Raw genomic sequence first — 19,321 nt, 5'->3', positions numbered from 1 at the left:
CCGCCAAGGAGATATACAGGCGATTGTAATTCTTCCTTTTCATCTAACTTTTCCTCCAATATTAATCCATCCAACAACTCCCTACGGCGCTCATAGTACCCCATATGTAAGCGCTTATTTGTTAGAAATATTGGCGTAAGTTATCACAATGTTGATAAACCTCCATTTTCGGGGTTATGCGGTATATACCAATGTTGATTTCCCGTTGACCGGATACCGCTTACATGATACACTCGGGCCGAACTTTAGTGGACACAAAGGCTCAAAAGTGATCACTTTGTTCCAGCTCTTTGGAAATCATTCATGGGAGGTTGAATCTATGTTTAGGTCTTGGCGTAAAGGTATATTCATCGTGCTGCTCGGTCTGTTCTTCATTGGTGTCACAGGCTGTACACAGGCAAAAAGTGGACAGCCTGCGACAGAATCCAGTCGGACTGCCCAAGTGACCAACCAGAAAATTCCAGTCAATTACTACTATCCATCATCAGATTCCGCTTCTGCCACCCAAGTGAAACAGCAGCTCGCATTGTTAGGAGATCTGCCAATTGCCATTCAAGCGCAGTCCCTAACTTCGGCCGCTGGTCAAAAAACAGCCGCCCAACTCACCGGCAAAAATGCGGCAGCCAGTACTGATCCTGTGCTCACGATTGCCGGTCAACCAGTGGTTGGTAAGAAGGTGATCAATCAAAACTTATTTAAGCTGGTGAGTGAAACAGCCTTGCAAAATTTGACCACCAAACAGCGGGAACAGTGGCTACAAGCTAATCAGTCAGCAGACACTTATACCTTCTTCTACAAGCCTGAGTGTCCATATTGCAACGCTGTTGAACGGTACTGGAGCACAATGGCCGCTCAAGGGACTTATGCCAACAAGAAACCGGTCATTCATTTTATCAATGTGCTTGATCCCAAGAATGCGGATATTGTTAGTGCCTATTACAGCCGCTACAAGGTTCAGCAAAATGAACACATTGTTCCGCTCCTGTTCAAGCAACAAGGCTACATCGTGGGCAGTCAAAAAATCATGCGTGAATTTGATGCCCGTTATGGCAGTCAAAATTAGGTATCAGGGAAGAAAAATTGATTGGAGGAGACAATCATGAATAAGTGTAAGCAGTTCCTTAAAGGACTGTTTCTGTTAGCGTTCGTCGGCTTGTTGGCATTCGCTGTAGGTCGACCCAACATGGCCAGTGCAGACACCGCTTCATCGGCTCTACCGCCACAGATGGGTTGGTCATCGTGGAATGCATTTCGGCAAAATGTCAGCGAACAGCAAATCAACGGTATCGCGGATACATTGGTCAAAAGTGGTTTAAGCGATGCTGGTTATCGTTATTTGAATATCGACGATGACTGGCAATCCGCCCAAAGAGACCAAAACGGTAGTCTGCAATGGAATCCGGCCACATTTCCATCCGGGGCTAATTTGATTACTCAATTACATCAAAAAGGTCTCAAAGTCGGTTTATACACTTCGGTTGGCGACTTAACCTGTGAAGATATGCCCGGCTCTTTGTGGCATGAACAAAAAGACGCCACGACTTTTGCCCAATGGGGTGTTGATTACCTGAAGGATGATTATTGCCATGTGGTGGATATGGATAGCGATATGCAAACGCCTGATGGTTTCTTCTCGATTGCGCCGGATGTCGATTATATTTCATTAGCATCCGCAGGCTCTGGTGAAGGTACCCACATGCAAGCGGAAGCTGCCACCCTATCTGGCAATGCCACAGTTAAATCTGGCGGCGGCGCAGATGACGGTCAATACGTCACTGGTCTTAGCAAAAACGGCGGGACAATCACATTCAATAATGTACTGGCCACGCAAGCCGGTCAATATACGCTAACGATCGGTGTTTACAAGACCTATTCTCAATATACGAAATACATTCAAGCCGTGGTAAACGGTGCTAAAACTTATGACACCATTGAATCCCGGACCAGCGGCTGGAGTCCCACTGCCCGAGTCCAAATCCCCATTCAATTGCACGAAGGCACGAATACAATTACTTTGCAGAATCCGATCACCAATCAATTGACGGATTCGCAGATGCGCTATAGCAAAATGGGCAACGCATTGAAAGAGGCCACAACTGCGCAGGCAGCAATCACGGGCAATCCAGTCCGGCCGGTCTTCTACTCCATTTCTGAGCATGGCCGAACCCAACCCTGGACTTGGGCGGGTAATTATGCCAACTCTTGGCGGACCACCCATGATATCAGCGCTAGCTGGGGTTCAATGCTCACTAATTATGATGCCACAGTTGGCCTCTATGCTTACCAGAAACCGGGCGCCTATAACGATCCGGATATGCTGGAAGTGGGTAACGGTCTGAGCTACGAAGAGAACAAATCACACTTTACGCTTTGGTCCATGATGTCCGCACCGTTGATCCTGGGCAACGATATTCGGGGATTGATGAATGCAGACGGCACAATTAATCACGACGCGCAAAACAAGGCGTATGACGTGATTACCAACAAGAAAGTCATCGCGCTTAATCAAGCAGAACCATTGCTTGCGGCCAAACGGATCCAGAACAATGTCAATGGCATTGATATTCTGGTTAAACCGCTAGCCGATCAACAAGTAGCCGTGGCTTTCTTAAACCGTAACAGTTCTGCCAGCACGCCCCAATCATTGGATTTGACCACACTAAAGGCACAAGACAGTCGGACAACGCTGCCGGTCAGTGATCAATATTCTGCGACAGATCTTTGGGCTGCAACTGATGCCACCAAAGAAATTGGTAAAACCCTGACCACAGACGCCATTCCTGGCCACGGTATCAAGGTTTATACAATTTCAACGAAGGCCGCAGTCGGCGAAACCCACACCATCAAGATTTCAGCAAGCGACCATGGCTCAGTGACTACCGCACCTGCTGAGAAAGTTAAAGATGGTCAATCAGTAACCATCACAGGTAAAGCAGATGACGGTTATAAGCTCGCTCAAGTCATCGTGAATGGCAAGACCTATGATGTAAGCAACAACCAATACACTGTCGCTAACGTCAACGAAGATTTGACTATTCAAGGTGTGTTTACTACCGCCACAGTAACCAAGAACGCGTTGCAGTCGTTGACGCCAATAACAGCCACTGGTGCCATTGGCGATGATTGGACAAAGTTGAATATTCCCGATAAGATCACTGGTCAATTGGACAACGGGAATTCGGTAGACATTCCCGTTGTCTGGAATCAATACAGCTTTGACACGACAAACGATAAGGAACAAGTCGTCACAGGCACATTGCAATTGCCAGATAACGTGAGCAATCCTGATCAATTGCAACCAACAGTCAAAATTACACTCACTCAATCAGCGGAAACAGATGTCAACATTGGATTAGACGCGACTGCATACGTTGATCCCACCGCGCTTTATACAGGTAAAAAAGCCAGCTATCTCAACGATAACATTCTAGACGACCATGCGACTGGCGGTACCGGTGTCTTGGCATTGACGAAACCCTTCGCGGACCTTGTTACCAGTGGTAAGAACTATTTCACCTACACTTGGACTAAGCCGATTTCCATGAGTGCGGTGGCTCTGGCATCCTGGTATGGTCAGTCACAGGGACCAACAGGCTATGAAGTGTATGCCAGCACTGATGGCATTACCTTTACCAATAAAGTTGGCGAGGTCAAGGATATTACATGGCCGCATAATGACGACACAATTGACTCTGAACCGATCGCATTTGATCAACCAATCGAGAATGTCAAAGCCATCAAAGTCATCATCACGGGTTCTAATGAGGTTTGGGGTGTGTCCAGTGTCATCAATGAATTCGGCGTTTTGGGCCACTACATGGATGGCAGCAGTACGAACCCGCCAACCCCGGCAGCTAAACCTGTTATTTCGTTCCCGAGTACAGAGCACGTCAAAATCAGTGCCACAGTCGACGGCAAAGCCATTACCAGTGGTGATGCCATTACACCAGGCGCAACAGTGACATTCACAGCAACTGCTGACAAGGGTTATTCGCCAACTTTCACCCTAAACGGTCAGACAATTACGCTCGATGCAGATAACAAATTCACGACAGCACCGGTGTTCCAGGATATTTCATTTGGTGCTTCAATCACCGATACACCATTGAATTGGAATGACTTGGACCAGGCTATCGCTGCGGCCAAGAAACTTGTCGCTGGTAATTACACGCCTGATTCATTCAAAGCAGTGACTGATGCCTTGGCTGAAGCGGAAACACTCCGCCAACAAACCAATGCAAGTCAATTGCGGATCGATTCTGTGGCGAAAAAGTTGAATGATGCCATCAAGGCCCTCGAACTGAATCGTCTCTCTGTCACCTACCAAAATACGGACCACATCCAAATCATCGCTTCGGTGGGCGGTCAGACCATCAATAGCGGCGATCAAGTGACACCTGGCTCTCAGGTCACTTTCACCGTCAAAGTAGACAGTGGCTACTACGGCACCTATACAATCAACGGTAAGACAGTGACATTAACCGCTGACGGAACTTACACGACAGCGCCAGTCACTGAAAACATCACTTTAGCGGCTATCCAATCCACGGACAGGCCCACCCCACCGGTCACACCGCCTGTCACTTATCCAACCCCTGTATTCAGCTTCACCAATGGGTTTGAGAAGGACGCAACCATCAATCAGGGAGCATCCTTCGATCCAAATGCGGGAATCAGTGCCTGGACAGATAGCTCAAAGACCACAGCAATTCCGGCTGGCGATTGGACAGTGACTGGGAATGTCGATGTGAACAAACCTGGCACCTACACCCTCACGTATACGATCAAGAATGGTTACAACCAAACAGCCACATTAACCCGTACAATCAAAGTGGTTGCAAGTTCTACCGAAGACACGTTAAGTTCACCGATATCAACAAGGTGATTTATGTGCAAGCATCCAATGCAGATCAATACAGCTACGATGCTAAGACTGGCAAATTCACCAAGAACGATGCCTTGGCCAGTTTAGCCGTGACTTCTGGTTGGAAGACAGCACGCCAGGCGATCACCGTGGATGGTGTCACTTACTATCAAGTTGGCAGCAACGGTTGGCTGAATGGTATCGACATCACCACCGCACGAATGGTAGAAGAAGCCGGTATTGTCAGTGTCACGAATGGTGCGGGTGCGCAAACCGTCAACAATGCAGTTGATGGCAAGTCTGTGAAGACACTGAAGAATGGCACTGCGTGGAAATACTTTGCCTCTGCTAATGGCTATTACCTAGTTGGCAACAACGAATGGGTAAAGGCTGACGATGTTCAGACAGTCGCTGTGGCGGCCCAAGGGACATTCAAAGCGGGTAACAATGGTGCTGCCTTGTATGACGAAGCCGGTAATGCGGCTGGTCGAACATTGGGTGCAAAGACTGAATGGAAGGTCAGCGGCGTCAAGTTTATTGACGGCCAAGTTTACTACCGAGTTGCTTCTCATCTGTACGTAAAAGCCACTGCGGGCACGCTGGTTTACAACACAGGTAAGCAAGCAGCACAGTTGTACAACCAGCAAGGTGATACGATTGATCGCAGTTTAGCCGCAAATACAAGCTGGCAAGTGGCGAGTGTTACTGCTCGGCAGGGACACTTGTATTATCAGGTTGCCACGAATCAGTTTGTTCGAATCTATTAATACCGATATTGCCTACTAAATAAGTAACGCAAATCCCCCGGAATTTTTAGCTGAAATTCCGGGGGATTTGCTATGCCGTTTTCAAAGATACATTAGACCTACTTTTTCTTAAAGTCGGGCCACAGTTCATTGGCGAATTTTGGAGTGAACGACAGCGTTTCTAGATGAGTCTTGTAGAATTGATAATCTTTTTCGCCGAGTGTTTCGCACAATGTCTTCGTGATGAATTTTCCTCGTTCCTCAATACTAAGATAAGTGTGATTTAGCCACTGTGAAATTAATTGAGACGTCTTTTGCTTATCTTCACCACCATCAGGCTTTATAGATTCGGATTCGTCAAAATGATCTTCCCAGAATTCCGCGACCTCATAGGTGTCTGTCACGAAAGGTTGAAGAAACAGTTTGTCCACATACCCTTCCCAAGCGGAGCTTTCCACGTAATCCAAGAATGTTTTGATTAACCACATTCCTAAATCCCAATAGTCATAATTTCCCCTTCCGTTATTAAATCCCCTTGATACAAGCACAAAATTGCCAATCGTATGTTCAGCTGCCGCGAATGGTTTAAATAAGTCATTAACAGCAGAATAGTCAGAATACTCATTCCGCAGACTATGATCTGCGGGATCACTGGTGTCATGCTCATTTCCAAACTCAATCGATTTAACGAAGCTAATTCCATAGCGCTTAAGAATAGCCCACTGGTAAGTGGTCCAAAATGAATTCATGACATCCATGCTAAACCCAATGCCCAGTTGTTTCCGATCCACACCAAAAGCAACGGTGTAAATTGCTTTTGCCAGTTCTGTTTGTTCTGTTTCTGGAGACTCTTTTTTGGGAAGACGATACCACATAAAGATTCGCTGAATTGGATCACTCTCATTTTGAATGTCCAAAACATTCTTGTTATTACCTGCAACGGATTCTAACTTAAAGTCCCATTTCCAAGGAAGAATGCCCTCCCGCTCGCACTTATCCAACCACTGTTTGATTAATTGCGCACTTGCCTCATTTACTGCATTCATTGCCATTTCTCCTTATTTTTGTCACGTTCAATATTTTCTGCATCAGATTTTGCATAGTACATCTACGACTTTTGTAGTTGATCCTTGCTTGCTAGACTCAATGGAATCTAAACCTCAACAATTGACATGTCCGTATTTCTTTTGCCTTCTCCAAACACTATTTTAAAACATATGAGTGGTTTGGCTCACTGGTCATTCGATAAATCATCCCGGACTCCAATTGCTATCAAAAATCCAGTTACAATTCGGATTTTGTTAGAGATTTCCTAACGTGTATACTAAAAGGTCGTTCACAGCAGCGAACGACCTTTCTTATTCTAGGAGGAATCTTCAATCAGAGTGGTGCTTATTGGTACCGGCCGTAATCAGCACGGACAAACTCATTGGTGGCCACACGATAATACAGCATATTATCAATGAATCGTGTGCCTGTTACCTTCCATGCTGAATTTGGCTTCAGTGTTTTATTCAGTCCTTTCCCTTGACCGTTAACAAGTGGTGCTCTCTTCGCGCCAACCTTAAAGATCTTGCCGTTGTCGCGAATATCCTTTGCTTGCAGCCATTCTCGATCTGCAACTAGATACGCGACTGAACCATCAGCGCTACGGGATACCGCGTGATACTGCCACTGTGAGCCATTCGCTAAAGTGCGTTTGCCTGGTTTGGCTTCTGGATCTGCATAAATTGCTGCCCCACCGGACTTAGTCACTTGCACAACACCTTGAGCCGCCGTGGTGACGCTCTGTGTCGCGTCTAGACCGCGCAACCACTCATTGGTCGCAACCCGATAATAAACCGCCCCGTCGGCTGTAGTGGCCTTCTTGGTGGCCTTCCAAGCAGTCGCAAGCTTCAACCCGCGATCCTTGCCCAATGCTTTGAATTGGCCAGTATCTTCGTTGTAAGAATAGAGCTGGGCTTTAGTGGTCTGGATATAAACCGGATAGTTCGAATCAACAACTTGCGTACCTTGAACTCGAATGTCATTCTCAGAAACCCACTGTTTATCAGCGACCAGGTAGGATTTTGTGCCATCTGGATTAGTCGCCACAGCAGAGTATTGCCAAGCAGTACCCTTCTTCAAGGTTTGCACCTTAGTGGCATCTGCAGTGGTATCGTTACGGGCAATGGCACCTTCGTCGTTGGTCACGATCACCACACCGTTTTGTTTCTTCATCTTGGCCATCGTGACATCTTCACCACGCAGATAGCCGTCAGCGCTCACCTGATAATACGTGACGCCGTCTTTGGTCACGGCCTTCTTCGCTGTCCGCCATTCTGTTGCCAACCCAAGAGACGGTGCTTTGTCGGTGACCTTAAAGCTATCAGACGCTTTATCGTACACGTACTGATGTGCTTTACCCGTTTGGACAGAGATCACCTTGTCCTTGATCGTTTCGAACTTCGTCCCATCTTCCGGTGTCACTGGCGGCGTCACGGTACCGCCACCGTCGCGGGCTACAACATTGATCATGACAGTGAGTGTTTGCCCATCGTCCGTCGTAATCACAACTGGATACTTACCGACGGTATTGGTCTTGACTTTGGAAAGATCAACCTTAACTGCTACCGGCTTGCCGTCCTTGTCCAACGCCACAATATTGAAGTCAGACTCTTTTGGCATAGCGTCGCCAGTTTTAATGGTGACATTATCCGCAGTGAGCTTTTGCTTTGTCTCAGATTTCACTTCAGTCACTAAGAAGTTGTCCAAAATGAAGTCCGTACTGCCTTCAATCTTATAAATCAAGAAGCCAAGCTTACCGTCTTTGGCACCCGTAATTGTCGTGCTGAAATGCTTCGTATGATTAGCTTCTTGATCTGCTGCGGACTGGTCCCCATTAGTCTGGCTTAATGCCTCCACCAATGTGAATTTATCTTCATCACCAATGTCATCTCGATCTGGATCATATTCGCCATCCACAAATCCCGCAATGTACTGTTGGTCGCCATCTGTTTGATAATCAAACTCAACCTGATACTGCTTGCCAGGTTCAAAGTAAACCGTCTGTGGAATTGTTTGATAGATCAACCCGTCACCTTGTTTGTGCGCTTTGAGCGACCAGTTGCCTTCTAATACGTCATCGATCTTGTTACCATTCCACCCGTATTGCGTGTATTTGTCATGCCGTTCGGATAGATGCACCCGGGGATCTTCAACACCACCAGCAGAACCCTTTTCGAATGGATAAAGACCAATGGCTTGCGTATCTTCAAAGTTCTGATAGATCACAACCTTATTCCCGTCTTTGTCGACGCTCTTGCCATCTTTATTCACGGTCAAATCAGTATTTCTCGCCACGACACGCACATCATCGAAGTAAGTGTGATCATCTGCCTTGCCGGCATCAGCACTGATCGTCAATGTCGCATTGGCATCATCTGTGGGCATTGTGAAATCAACCCGGGCCTTTTGCATGTAGGAAAGGTTCTTTTCCTGGTAACCTGCGGTGTGATTTACGTCAGCCTGGATGAAGTTTTGGGCAGTGGAATCCTTGAATGTCTTGGTGAACGTCTTACCCCCAGCAGTCACGGTAATCGTCACTCGCCGGTCATGGGTCTCGGTATTCACGTAAACACTCCAATTACCCTTCTTCAGTCCAGTAATCGGTTGGCTGACGGCCATCTTAGGTGCACCGGCTTGCATGATATAGTCACCCATGTCAGTTTTAATCACTGCCGGTTCGCCACTATCAATCTTCCAATTAGAAGACAATGTACCCTTCGCATTGAATCCTGGATCCTTAAGATGATTGCCTTCACCGAAGACAACACTCTCAGTCTTCTCTGCCTCTGGTGTCAAAACGTAAGCGGTCTTTGCACTCAGATCCAGCGTCACTTTGCCGCCAGAAACGGGAACAGTACCTTTATCTACCCGACCTTGGTCAGTTAACTGGTAAACATGCAATGCTGAAGCGCCCTTAAATTTGTCTAGCAATTGCCAAGTCTGCGATTTACCGTCATCACTCCAATAGTAAAGCTTGTCATAATTCAGGCCATCAGTATCGGCAGTCCCTTGCTTAACACCGTTGCCAACCTTATCTGAAGAATCCCACGGCAACAGATAACTGACGCTGTGACCAATGCTTGATCCATAACTCAATGTATCTTGTAAAACAGTGGTCCCATTCACATCAATGGTCTTCGTGCCGCTACTGTTATCCACCGTCACATCATGATCCAGTTTGATATTGCCAATATAGTCCTTCTTGGCATCATCCCATTTGGCATTCCAATTGGTGATTTCGAAATGCTGTAAGAATTTAGTGGGTAGATCTGTTTGGTAGGTCTTTTCAACGAAGCTGGCAAAATCAGTCTTGCCGACCCAGCCTTCATACGCTTCGAATTCAGCTCCGCCGAGCAGGGAGTTGTCGGAAATCACCCAGGTGTCCTTCTCATTGTTCCGAATGAAACGAACGATGTTACTGTTGAATCCCTTGGTGCTGCTGCCGCCATATGCTTTTTCAGCGGACCAGTGATTCCACAACGAGTCATATTCAAGTGAGCTTGGGAATTCATTATGCACGACCCAGTCCAAGTTGTTGATTTCCGCAGCTAACCGCCGAGATTCCCAACCTGCTTCACCCTGGTTTCCCCAAACATCCACGTAAATATAGTCAAGATTCGGTGTTTCGGCTTTCAATTCCTGGAACCGATTGTAACGATTACCACTAATAGCATCGTTTCGTTGCCGAATCGCGTAAGAAGGATCTAACCAATCCCAGCGTGGTTTAGTGGGATCAGCCAATTGTTCGCTGAAGGACTTAGCTTCAGGATAGGTTTCCGTGTCGTTAATATGCACCCCGAAACTGGCATTATAATTATGGCCTTCATTGATCAGCGTGTTCATATCGGCGGTGCCACCCTGACGTTGGCCGATTGCGCCGTAATCTGGGTGAGCAGAGTCGTGGCCTTCGTTTTGATATCCCTTAAGCAGGACAGTTTGGCCCAAGCCATCGGTAATGTTATAAACCCGTTTGGTTTCATCTAGCGTATCCAAGAATGGATTAGTCGCCTGCGACGCAAAGTTCATCGGAATCCGTTGGGCAACCACACGCTTGGTATCTTGCCAACCTTTCGGCTCATTCATCACTTGGCGGAATGCAATCGCAGCATCTTGCCAGTCCACTTTTTTATCGTTGTTTTCATCTTTACCGAAAGATACAGCCACTTCTGGTGCAGGAATCATGGTATCGCTCAACGCGGTTGTGTTATCTTCAGCTGCCCGCAAAGCAAACGCGCCTGTACTTAATCCAGTATTGATACCACTATCCGTTTTCTTGGTCGTATAAGTGATCCGGTTATTCTCGCTCTTACTGGCACCGTCCTGGGCCGCGTTCGTCCAAATTGCAGCGGCAGTATCCTGATTATTCAAGAATCCATACATGTAATGCTCAGTGATGCCATCCTTTTGTACACCCAACTTACGGAAAGTATCCCCAGTCGCACCGTTTTGTGAGGCGCTCGTCGCAGTATACATGCGCGTACCAGCAAATTCCGTGCCATCTTCACTGGAATAGACCGAAATCATGTTCTGGCCTGGGAATTCGAGTGTGTGCAGCTTAAATGAACCAACCTCTTTAATATTATCCACTTTAAACTTAAACGTCTTATCCTTGACAGTGGCTAACACATCAAAACTCACCTTGTCGGCCACATTCACATGGTAAACTCCTTCAGTGTCCGACTTCTTCTCGTAAGTGATTGCGGGCGTATAATCCGTTCCGTCAATCTTCACCGTCGTGAGTTCGTCTTGTGTCCCACCGAAAGTCTTTCCTGTATCTTTAAGCTGGTATTGCCGAGCTTCAGGATACTTATCCGACAAAGTGACTTTCAAAGTCGATGATTCAATTGTTGGTCCCTCAAAAGTGGGAATTGGGGTAGTTACCAATACTGTTGCCGTCACTGGAAGATCAGCTGCTTTACCAGAAACAGTAAAGCTTCCCGCCTTGGCATACGAATCCGGATCAATTTCATCCCATGTCACCGGGACATCAACCCTCTTACCGTCAACCTGTAACCCCTGAACAGTCTCCGGCATGACGGGCGCTTCGTTAATTTTCGTTTGTAAATTGACCGGTGTCACCTGAACAATTTTAGTTGGATCGGCAGGTTTTGCGCCAATACTATTGGCCGCAAAATTGCTGATCGACAAAGTCTTAGAATCATACCATAACCGAGTCCCCACACGGCCCGCAGAAGTTGGCAACAGTGCATAGTCACCATCAATGATTTGATCGCCATTCAGCCACACCGTTAAATGCTTGCCGACATATTGGATCTTCATCGTATATAACTTCCCTGCTTCTAACGCTTTACCGATATTGAGATCCTGCCATGCGCTGCCGCTGCCAGAATAGTTTTTATCCGCTTCAACCACCCAGTTGCCGCTGGTGTTGTATCCCACGAAGGCCCACTGACCGGAATCAGTATTACGGAACGAAATACCCACTCGACCAGTATTCGCATCGGCCGCACTATACGTAAATGTGTACTGGGCCTCACCATCAGCCAACGATGGGCTAGCAATGTCCATGATCACAACACTGTTCGCAGTGCCCGAGCGTTGCAGATTCAAAGCGTTATCCACATACTTTGCAGTGAATCCACCTTTGACATTGACGCTTTGCCAATTTGCTATCTTACTCAAATCACTCTGATAAGCTACCTCTTCGGCCTGTGCCGTCACTGTATCTGCTGCCCGGACTGCATCATGCTGGTCGTATACGACAGCTCCTGCCATTGGCAGCAAAACAATGGCTGCGAGAGAGATATACAACCGATTGTAATTTCTTCTCTTCATCATAATTCTCCTTCATTTGGTAATCCTACCAACCTGTCCCTACAATCCCCATGATACTGTAATGTAAGCGCTTATCAATTAGAATAATTGGCAGCAATTGTTGTTTTATTGCATATTTAGATTGATGCTTATTGGTATATACCGCTTTTAATTGCATTAAAAAATCCCACCATTTCTTAGGAGGAAGAAGAATGGTGGGACTCTTTACGACCGGTTCAAATTAGTCGAGTTTGGCTATGCAGTAAAGTTGCCGTAGTCAGCACGCACATACAGGTCAGTCGCTACTCGATAGTAAACGTGACCGTTAGTATACTTAATGCCGGTTACCTTCCAAGCAGTGCCGGGTTTCAATGTCCGATTCTTCACCACATTACCGTCACTGGTGAAAGTAGGTGCAGTTGTCTTGCCGATTACAAACTTAGCTTTGGCAGAAGTACGTTCAACGACATCTTTTGCCTGAACCCATTGCCGATCTGCCACCAGATAAGCCCGCGTACCGTCCGCATTTGTTGCCACGGCTGAGTATTTCCAACCAGTATTTACCGGCAATGTCTGAATTGTCTTCGCGGAAGCCATGGGATCATCAGTCGCTTTTGCACCCTTGGGATTAATGACGTCCACAATGCCATTGGCTTTCGCTAATTGAGAGAATGTCACGTCATCAGCACGCAGCCAACCATTGGCGCCCACTTGATAGTACACTGTGCCATCAGCTGTCACGGCTTTACGCGCAGTCTTCCAAGCAGTGGCTACTGTCAGGCCTTTTAGTTGACCATTGCTGGTAAATTGACCGGTCTTGTCATCATAACTATATTGGCTGGCCTTGGTGGTTTGAACAAACACAACATCGTTGATGTCTGTGTACTTCACTGAATCATCAGCGACAACCTTAATCGTACGAGTTAATGTTGTGGTCTTGCCAAAGGCATTAGTAATCGTGTAAGTCAACGTATAGGTGCCTGTCTTGCTCGTATCCACTTTACCGTCAACTTTCCAATCACCAGCCGGAATCGCTGTTTGATGGTTGCCATCCTGCCAAGCATGAATGCCTGCATTGGGATCAAACGATTTACCCTGAGTAACTGTCGCGTCCTTCACGAAGCCATCATCAAAGGTTAATTCCGGTGATGGATAGGTGACTGGCGGTGTCACAGGCGGAGTAGTCGCCTTTGCGGGTACGGTAACCTTAACAGCATCTGAAATTTCTTTGTCACCAGCTTTAGCGGTAACAGTGTAATCGTGACTTTGTGCCTGTTTATCAATCGTAAATGTTGCCACACCGTTTTCATCAGCAGTGGCTGTCTTCACAACATTGTCACCATCTTTCAAAGTGACTGTTGCACCCTTTTCAGTTGTTACAGTGATAACTGATTTGTCTTTATTGGTATCGTCCTTGACCGAAACGCCTGGCTTATCAGTTGTAGGAGACGTCGGTTTCGCCGGAACAAAGACAGTCACTCCTTCTGATACCGATTTGCCAGGTGCAGTCGCGTAAATATTGAAGCCTTGCTTTTCGGCTTGTTTATCTACGAAGAAAGTCGCCACACCATCGTCATCAGCAGTCACTTCTTGATCAACCTTTCCGCTCCAAAGGGTCACTTTCGCACCACTCGCGGTATTGACTGTAATGACTGATCTGTTTGGATCTGTATCATCCTTAACATTAACAACTGGTTGCATGGTCTGGGCCAATGCTGCATTAATGGCGCCCATATCTGGGTTTTCTGTCGTAGATACTGGATTACCAAAAAAGTCGGTCGCAGTCAATGTTGGGGAGAAATAATTACCGCTGACTGGATCAGCAGGGCCGTTTTCTCCTGTCACATATTTAATCAACTGGCCAGCGTTGACACCTTGAGAACTGGACTTCAGTTGATAGCCCTTCAGGCCCTCAAAACCGTCACCCTCGAAACCTGGATTAACAAACGCATTGTCCATAGTGTCTACCTTAGCGCCAGAATCAAGGCCCTTCATTGTCGCTTCATCGACGCCGGCTAATCCGATATACAAGTTATTGTTGTATTTCTGATCGTCATTTAGAGTTGAAAAAACTTTCATCGGATCAACAGGGTTAGTATAAGCAAATACATTGTTAGTTAGAGTGATATCAGAGGAGTTTACCCGATTAATGATCTGAATGGGTTGGTCATTAATTACAGTGTTATTGTAAAAATGAGCTGGCAATGTGTTAGAGGCCAAAATGATTTCTCGCCGATCATTGACAGAGACGTTGTAGCGGAACACGGAGCCTAAGCCTTCGCTCTTAACGAACAGAACAAATCCACCACCATTGTCATGGCTATAGTTGTACTGGTAAACAGTATTTTCGCCATAATCACAGTCGAACGCCATCCCGTCACCGTTCAATTCAGCGACAGTATCTGATGCCTCGTTATATTGGAATAGTGCACCATAGCAACGCCACGGCCAGATTGCTGCTGAGTACCATCCCGCGGCCTCACCATATTCTTTACCAGTCTGACATGCACCGCGAGAAACATTGTATTCAATCAACGGTTTATAAGAAAACATTGGTACAATACCATCACCGCCGACATTTTCAACCAAGTTGTGGCTGATGACAACATCACGATGGTAATACTTATCCATTAATTCTTGTGACACTTTACCACCCATGTCATAGAAAAGACCATCATGTGTACTGGCACCAATGCTGATGCCAGTCCGGTATACATTGGCACATGGGAATTCGTGATTGATGCATCGATAAATCGGGTGGAGTGATCATCATCATCGTTAATCCAGAAAATGATGCCGCCATTATCAACATCCTTAATGAACTTATCCCCGTTTACGTCATGTACGTAGGCTGAGTCGACATGAACATCTTCAACGGTATCAATATTCTGACCCATGACACTAATACCGGCTCGTTTTGTGCCATTGTCTTTGTCAGCCGTCTGATCAAGTCCTGTATTCGTCACTTCCAGATTGTTAATTCGCCAATGAGACTGATTGACTAACGCAACACCAGACGTGGCTTTACCATTAGTATTAATTTTGGGTTTATTTTCTTGTTGAAGGGCAGTGGTCCCGATGTTGGTCGCTGAAAAATAAGCGTCCAATTGAATTGGGGCTTCTTTCGATCCTGATCCCTTCAAACTCAGTGCTTGGTCATCAAACACGGACCCAACCTTCAAGAGTACCTTGTCCCCCGGTCCAAAAGTTTGCTCGCTCGTCTTCGTTAAAGTTTGCCAGGCTTGGTCTGGACTGGTACCACTATTGGTATCTTTGCCAGATACAGAGTCCACATAATAATTCGTATTATCTGCGTGAACATTTTGCGGCTGAATGAATCCCAACGCCAAACACACTGCAGCTCCCCCAAGTAGGGCGCCGGTGAAGCCTTTCAACCACTTTGACTTGATTCGCATGTTTCTTCCCCTCTTTGCTAATTGATTTGTACCGACAATGCAATATTGCTGCTTTTATCAGCATCACCCTCAATCACTGTGCTCCGTATATACGGTCTTACACTGATATCATATACCAGTTGTAAACGCTTTTCTTTTAGGAAAATTGGCAAAAAGTATCAAAATATTGGATATTTGCCGCAAAAAAACACCCGGTATTTTTAGGAGCGAAAATATCGAGTGTTTATATAAATAGTTATTGATATTGCTTATTATACATCCACAACAGTCCCAACAATCCAGCCAAACCAACCATCATCGTCCCCAACCCGGCATAACCAATATGCCGCTGGCCCACGACAACCAGTACCAGGAAGAGAACAAAGAGCACACTGCTGACAATGATTTTAATCTTACTATTCATCTCAGATCGTCTCCCATCGAATCTCACCGGGGGCTAAGTTCACATCCGTCTGGTGTCCCGCCGTCGTGTAAACCGTCGTCTTCTGCGGCTGGTCCGTATTGTTCAAGACCGCATAGTAACCCGCCGACGGATATGCCGCGACTTCCGTATCCGGATTCGTCGCATACCACTGATTGAATTGATCTTCCTTGCTCGCCGCGAAGAACATTGCTCGGAGCAGCAAGTTCGAGTTCTGCGGTGAATAAGGCAACCCAGCCAGGTAAACGCCGCGTCCGTCGCCATAATCGTGGGTCGTCAGATAAGTCTCATGGTGTCCTTGATCAATTACCGTCGTATCCGGGAACGGATAGACGTCATGGGTGCTTTCGCCGTAATCCAGCGGATCTTCCCGGTTTTCGGTGATGAAATGCGTCGATACATCACGGGCGGGATACTTGTCCGTGGACAAAGAGAAGCCCGCTTCTTGATCGACGCCCAAGACATCGGCCAACTGGAAGGTCCGGCCTTCGTATGTGCCGGGAATCGCACTGGGTGAGCCAATCCCGACAAAACCGTGACCAGCCGCCACCCATGCCCGAATCGCCGCCAATACATCCGGATCTTTCCAGTAGTCGCCGCCAGAAAATGCGGTGCCGGCTGCACCGACATTGACCAATACATCAATGTTTTCTGGTACGCCATGGGTCTTAATATCGTCGAAATTCAAGAACTGGACGTTAACAGCCTGTCCGGCCAAGGATTCCATGACCCCTTCATAAGAATAGGCTTGCTTATACCACTTGCCATGGGCCACGATGAACGGCTGCCACGCGCGTTGCTGGCCCCACGCATTGAGGACGCCCACTGTGAGGCCGGCGTAAGGATGGGTATCGTGAATACGGCTATAGATATCCCGGAATTCATCGGCCACATGGGTCACATAATCGACAAAGTCCGGGAACTGCGCAGCTAATTTTAGATAGCCGCCGTAGCCGATCCGGTCCACCGGCTTGCGCATGATGGCGCGCCGAGCGGTCAGCCAATTCTGCTTGGCCTCGGCCACTGGATCACCGCCTTCATGGAACACATCCGGGAAGAAATACGGCAGAAACCGGCCTTCGGTGTATTTCACGTGGGGAATATCACTGATTAGCCGCAGGGTGGTCGCATTGCCCACAGAACCCACGACAGCATCCAACCCAATCTTGCCGAAGTTGGGCCCGTAAGGTTCTGTGCCGATCCAATTATCGCCGAGGAACATCATCGCTTCCTTGCCAGCATCGTGGACCATATCCACCAAAATCTTGGCTTGATCCGCGACAAAGGCAGAGACGAAATCAATGTAATCCCGATAGTGCTTGGAAGGTACCCGGTAACTGGAATTATAGAAGCCTTGATCAACGAAATCTTCAGGCCGCAGTTTGTAGCCTTTCACTTTTTCAAATGCCTTCAATGCTGGAACAGACACTGTACCGCCAAAGCCCAACCAGTCCACGAACTTTTCGCGTGCCTGGTCATCAAAAACCAGCGTGAAGTGATAGAAGAAAGTCGTGAAGCGCACCACGTCGATTTCTGGGTTAGCCGCGAGCCAATCTTTCAGTGTCTTTTGCATAAATTGCTCGGCATCCGGGAAGCGCACATCGAACGGGATCTGGTGCGCACGATCGCCCCAATTATTGGTCAAATGATTGTACATTTCCGTGGGATCCCAAATCATATTGGCCAAGAAGCTGACCGTGTATTCATGATAAGGCACGACATGCGTCATGGTCACTGTATGATTCTTCGTGTCCACCCGCCATTGCTGGCTGGGCACCACTTCTCCTGTGGTCCGATCAATCACTTCCCAATACTCGGCCGGATCGTCGTGATAATTGGGCTGAATTTGTTGGTCGAAGTAATGGGCCATGAAGTCAATTGTGAGTTGATCACTCGTCGCCGTCACCCGATCAGACATCAAGTACAGCTCCTGCACAGTTTCGGGATGTTTTTCAGCAAAATCGTTGTAACCCCGGGCAACAAAATACGTGCTGTACAGCTTAATGGAGAGTTGCTTCAGGGCCGTGTCGAGTTTGGTCCCGTCAGAGTCTCGAATTGCATCGGCCCCCCATTTTTCAATTAGTTGTTCTGTTTCATGTAAGAAATTCTCATCACTGGGAATCGTCAAACGCCCTGTGGTCTTTGCCATCACCATTCACTTTTCCTTTCTATTAACCTTTGACACCACCGACGGTCATGCCTTTGGTGAGTTGTTTTTGCACCATAATGTAGAGGATCAGCGTCGGTAACATGACAATGACCAAACCAGCGTAGAGTTGGCCGTAATTTTGGGCCGACTTTTGCGCCGCGGATAGATTCAGCAAACCCACTGGCAACGTCTTGTTATCACCAGGAATCAACGTTAACGCCATGATGTATTCGTTCCAGAAGGACAGGAAGTTGAAAAGAATCACGGTGATGATCGACGGCCGGGCCATGGGCGCCATCACTTTCATGAAGGTGGTGAAATAACCGGCCCCATCAATATAGGCAGCCTCTTCAAAACTAGCCGGTAAGGTGCGGAAATAGTTAGAAAGGAGGTAAATCGTGAACGGCAGGGCCGTTGAGGCATAAACCAGCGACAACACCCACAGATTATTCATGAAGAACGGATGACCGATAAGCTGCTGCAGCTTGGTATCACCGTCCAGCAACATCAGGAAGATTGGCACGACGATGTAGTTGGCATTGATAAACAGCCCTAACATGAAGAATCCGTTCCAAAATTTTTGTCCGAAAAAGCGGAACCGCGCGAGGACGTAGGATGCCGGCAGTGCAATGATAATCAGCAATACCAGGGATAACGCCGTGACAAACACGGAGTTTCCCAGATAGCGGCCCATACCGGCGGTCGTCCAGGCTGACGTGAAGTTTTCCCAATGGAAGCTCTTGGGCCAGGACCACGGATTGCCATAGAATTCTGCATTACCCTTCACACTGGCCAGGAACACCCAGGCGATAGGCACCACAATGACGATGGCGAGGGCGATCAAGACGAAATAGACAAAAAGCTTATATAGTTTGGTGCCTTTGGATTTTGTGTCCGTCATTA

10 protein-coding genes are annotated in these 19,321 nt (G+C 47.2%); 3 read left to right on the top strand and 7 right to left on the bottom strand.

Annotated features, from left to right (window positions below):
- The first annotated feature begins 319 nt into the window (after window positions 1–319).
- Genes FD09_RS01680 through FD09_RS01670 form a run of 3 tightly spaced genes read left to right on the top strand, consistent with a single transcriptional unit; the run spans window position 320 to window position 5,631 of the window.
- Window positions 320–1,063, top strand: a complete 744-nt coding sequence (locus FD09_RS01680) for a hypothetical protein (RefSeq protein WP_057817615.1) — start codon at window positions 320–322, stop codon at window positions 1,061–1,063.
- 36 nt (window positions 1,064–1,099) lie between these two features.
- On the top strand, window positions 1,100–4,885 hold the full coding sequence (locus tag FD09_RS01675) for an immunoglobulin-like domain-containing protein (RefSeq protein WP_057817613.1): 3,786 nt from the start codon (window positions 1,100–1,102) through the stop codon (window positions 4,883–4,885).
- Between the two features lie 5 nt (window positions 4,886–4,890).
- Window positions 4,891–5,631 carry an SLAP domain-containing protein gene (locus FD09_RS01670; RefSeq protein WP_235812185.1) on the top strand — a complete coding sequence of 247 codons (741 nt, stop codon included), beginning with the start codon at window positions 4,891–4,893 and terminating at the stop codon, window positions 5,629–5,631.
- A 98-nt stretch (window positions 5,632–5,729) separates the two neighbouring features.
- Here the strand turns inward: FD09_RS01670 and FD09_RS01665 are convergent, their stop codons facing one another.
- From FD09_RS01665 to FD09_RS01640, 7 genes are all read right to left on the bottom strand, one after another.
- Complete coding sequence (locus FD09_RS01665; protein ID WP_057817609.1) at window positions 5,730–6,656, bottom strand: hypothetical protein; 927 nt, start codon at window positions 6,654–6,656, stop codon at window positions 5,730–5,732.
- 346 nt (window positions 6,657–7,002) lie between these two features.
- A complete protein-coding gene (locus FD09_RS01660) occupies window positions 7,003–12,453 on the bottom strand; it encodes an endo-alpha-N-acetylgalactosaminidase family protein (RefSeq protein WP_057817607.1) in 5,451 nt (1,816 codons plus the stop codon).
- Between the two features lie 234 nt (window positions 12,454–12,687).
- Window positions 12,688–15,078 carry an immunoglobulin-like domain-containing protein gene (locus tag FD09_RS01655; RefSeq protein ID WP_162261463.1) on the bottom strand — a complete coding sequence of 797 codons (2,391 nt, stop codon included), beginning with the start codon at window positions 15,076–15,078 and terminating at the stop codon, window positions 12,688–12,690.
- Window positions 15,063–15,848, bottom strand: coding sequence for a hypothetical protein (locus tag FD09_RS01650; RefSeq protein WP_057817602.1), 786 nt, complete (start codon window positions 15,846–15,848; stop codon window positions 15,063–15,065). Before FD09_RS01650 ends, FD09_RS01655 begins: the two co-directional genes overlap by 16 nt.
- A gap of 235 nt (window positions 15,849–16,083) precedes the next feature.
- Window positions 16,084–16,251: a DUF6903 family protein gene (locus FD09_RS16535; protein ID WP_164480539.1), complete on the bottom strand. Its 168-nt coding sequence runs from the start codon at window positions 16,249–16,251 to the stop codon at window positions 16,084–16,086.
- Between the two features lies 1 nt (window position 16,252).
- A complete protein-coding gene (gene gnpA / locus FD09_RS01645) occupies window positions 16,253–18,418 on the bottom strand; it encodes a 1,3-beta-galactosyl-N-acetylhexosamine phosphorylase (protein WP_057817869.1) in 2,166 nt (721 codons plus the stop codon).
- A 22-nt stretch (window positions 18,419–18,440) separates the two neighbouring features.
- Window positions 18,441–19,319: a carbohydrate ABC transporter permease gene (locus FD09_RS01640; protein WP_057817600.1), complete on the bottom strand. Its 879-nt coding sequence runs from the start codon at window positions 19,317–19,319 to the stop codon at window positions 18,441–18,443.
- Window positions 19,320–19,321 lie beyond the last annotated feature (2 nt).

It is taken from the genome of Schleiferilactobacillus perolens DSM 12744, from assembly GCF_001435585.1.
In the GTDB taxonomy this organism is placed as follows: Bacteria; Bacillota; Bacilli; order Lactobacillales; family Lactobacillaceae; genus Schleiferilactobacillus; species Schleiferilactobacillus perolens.
This window is presented reverse-complemented; position numbering and strand designations above follow the sequence as displayed.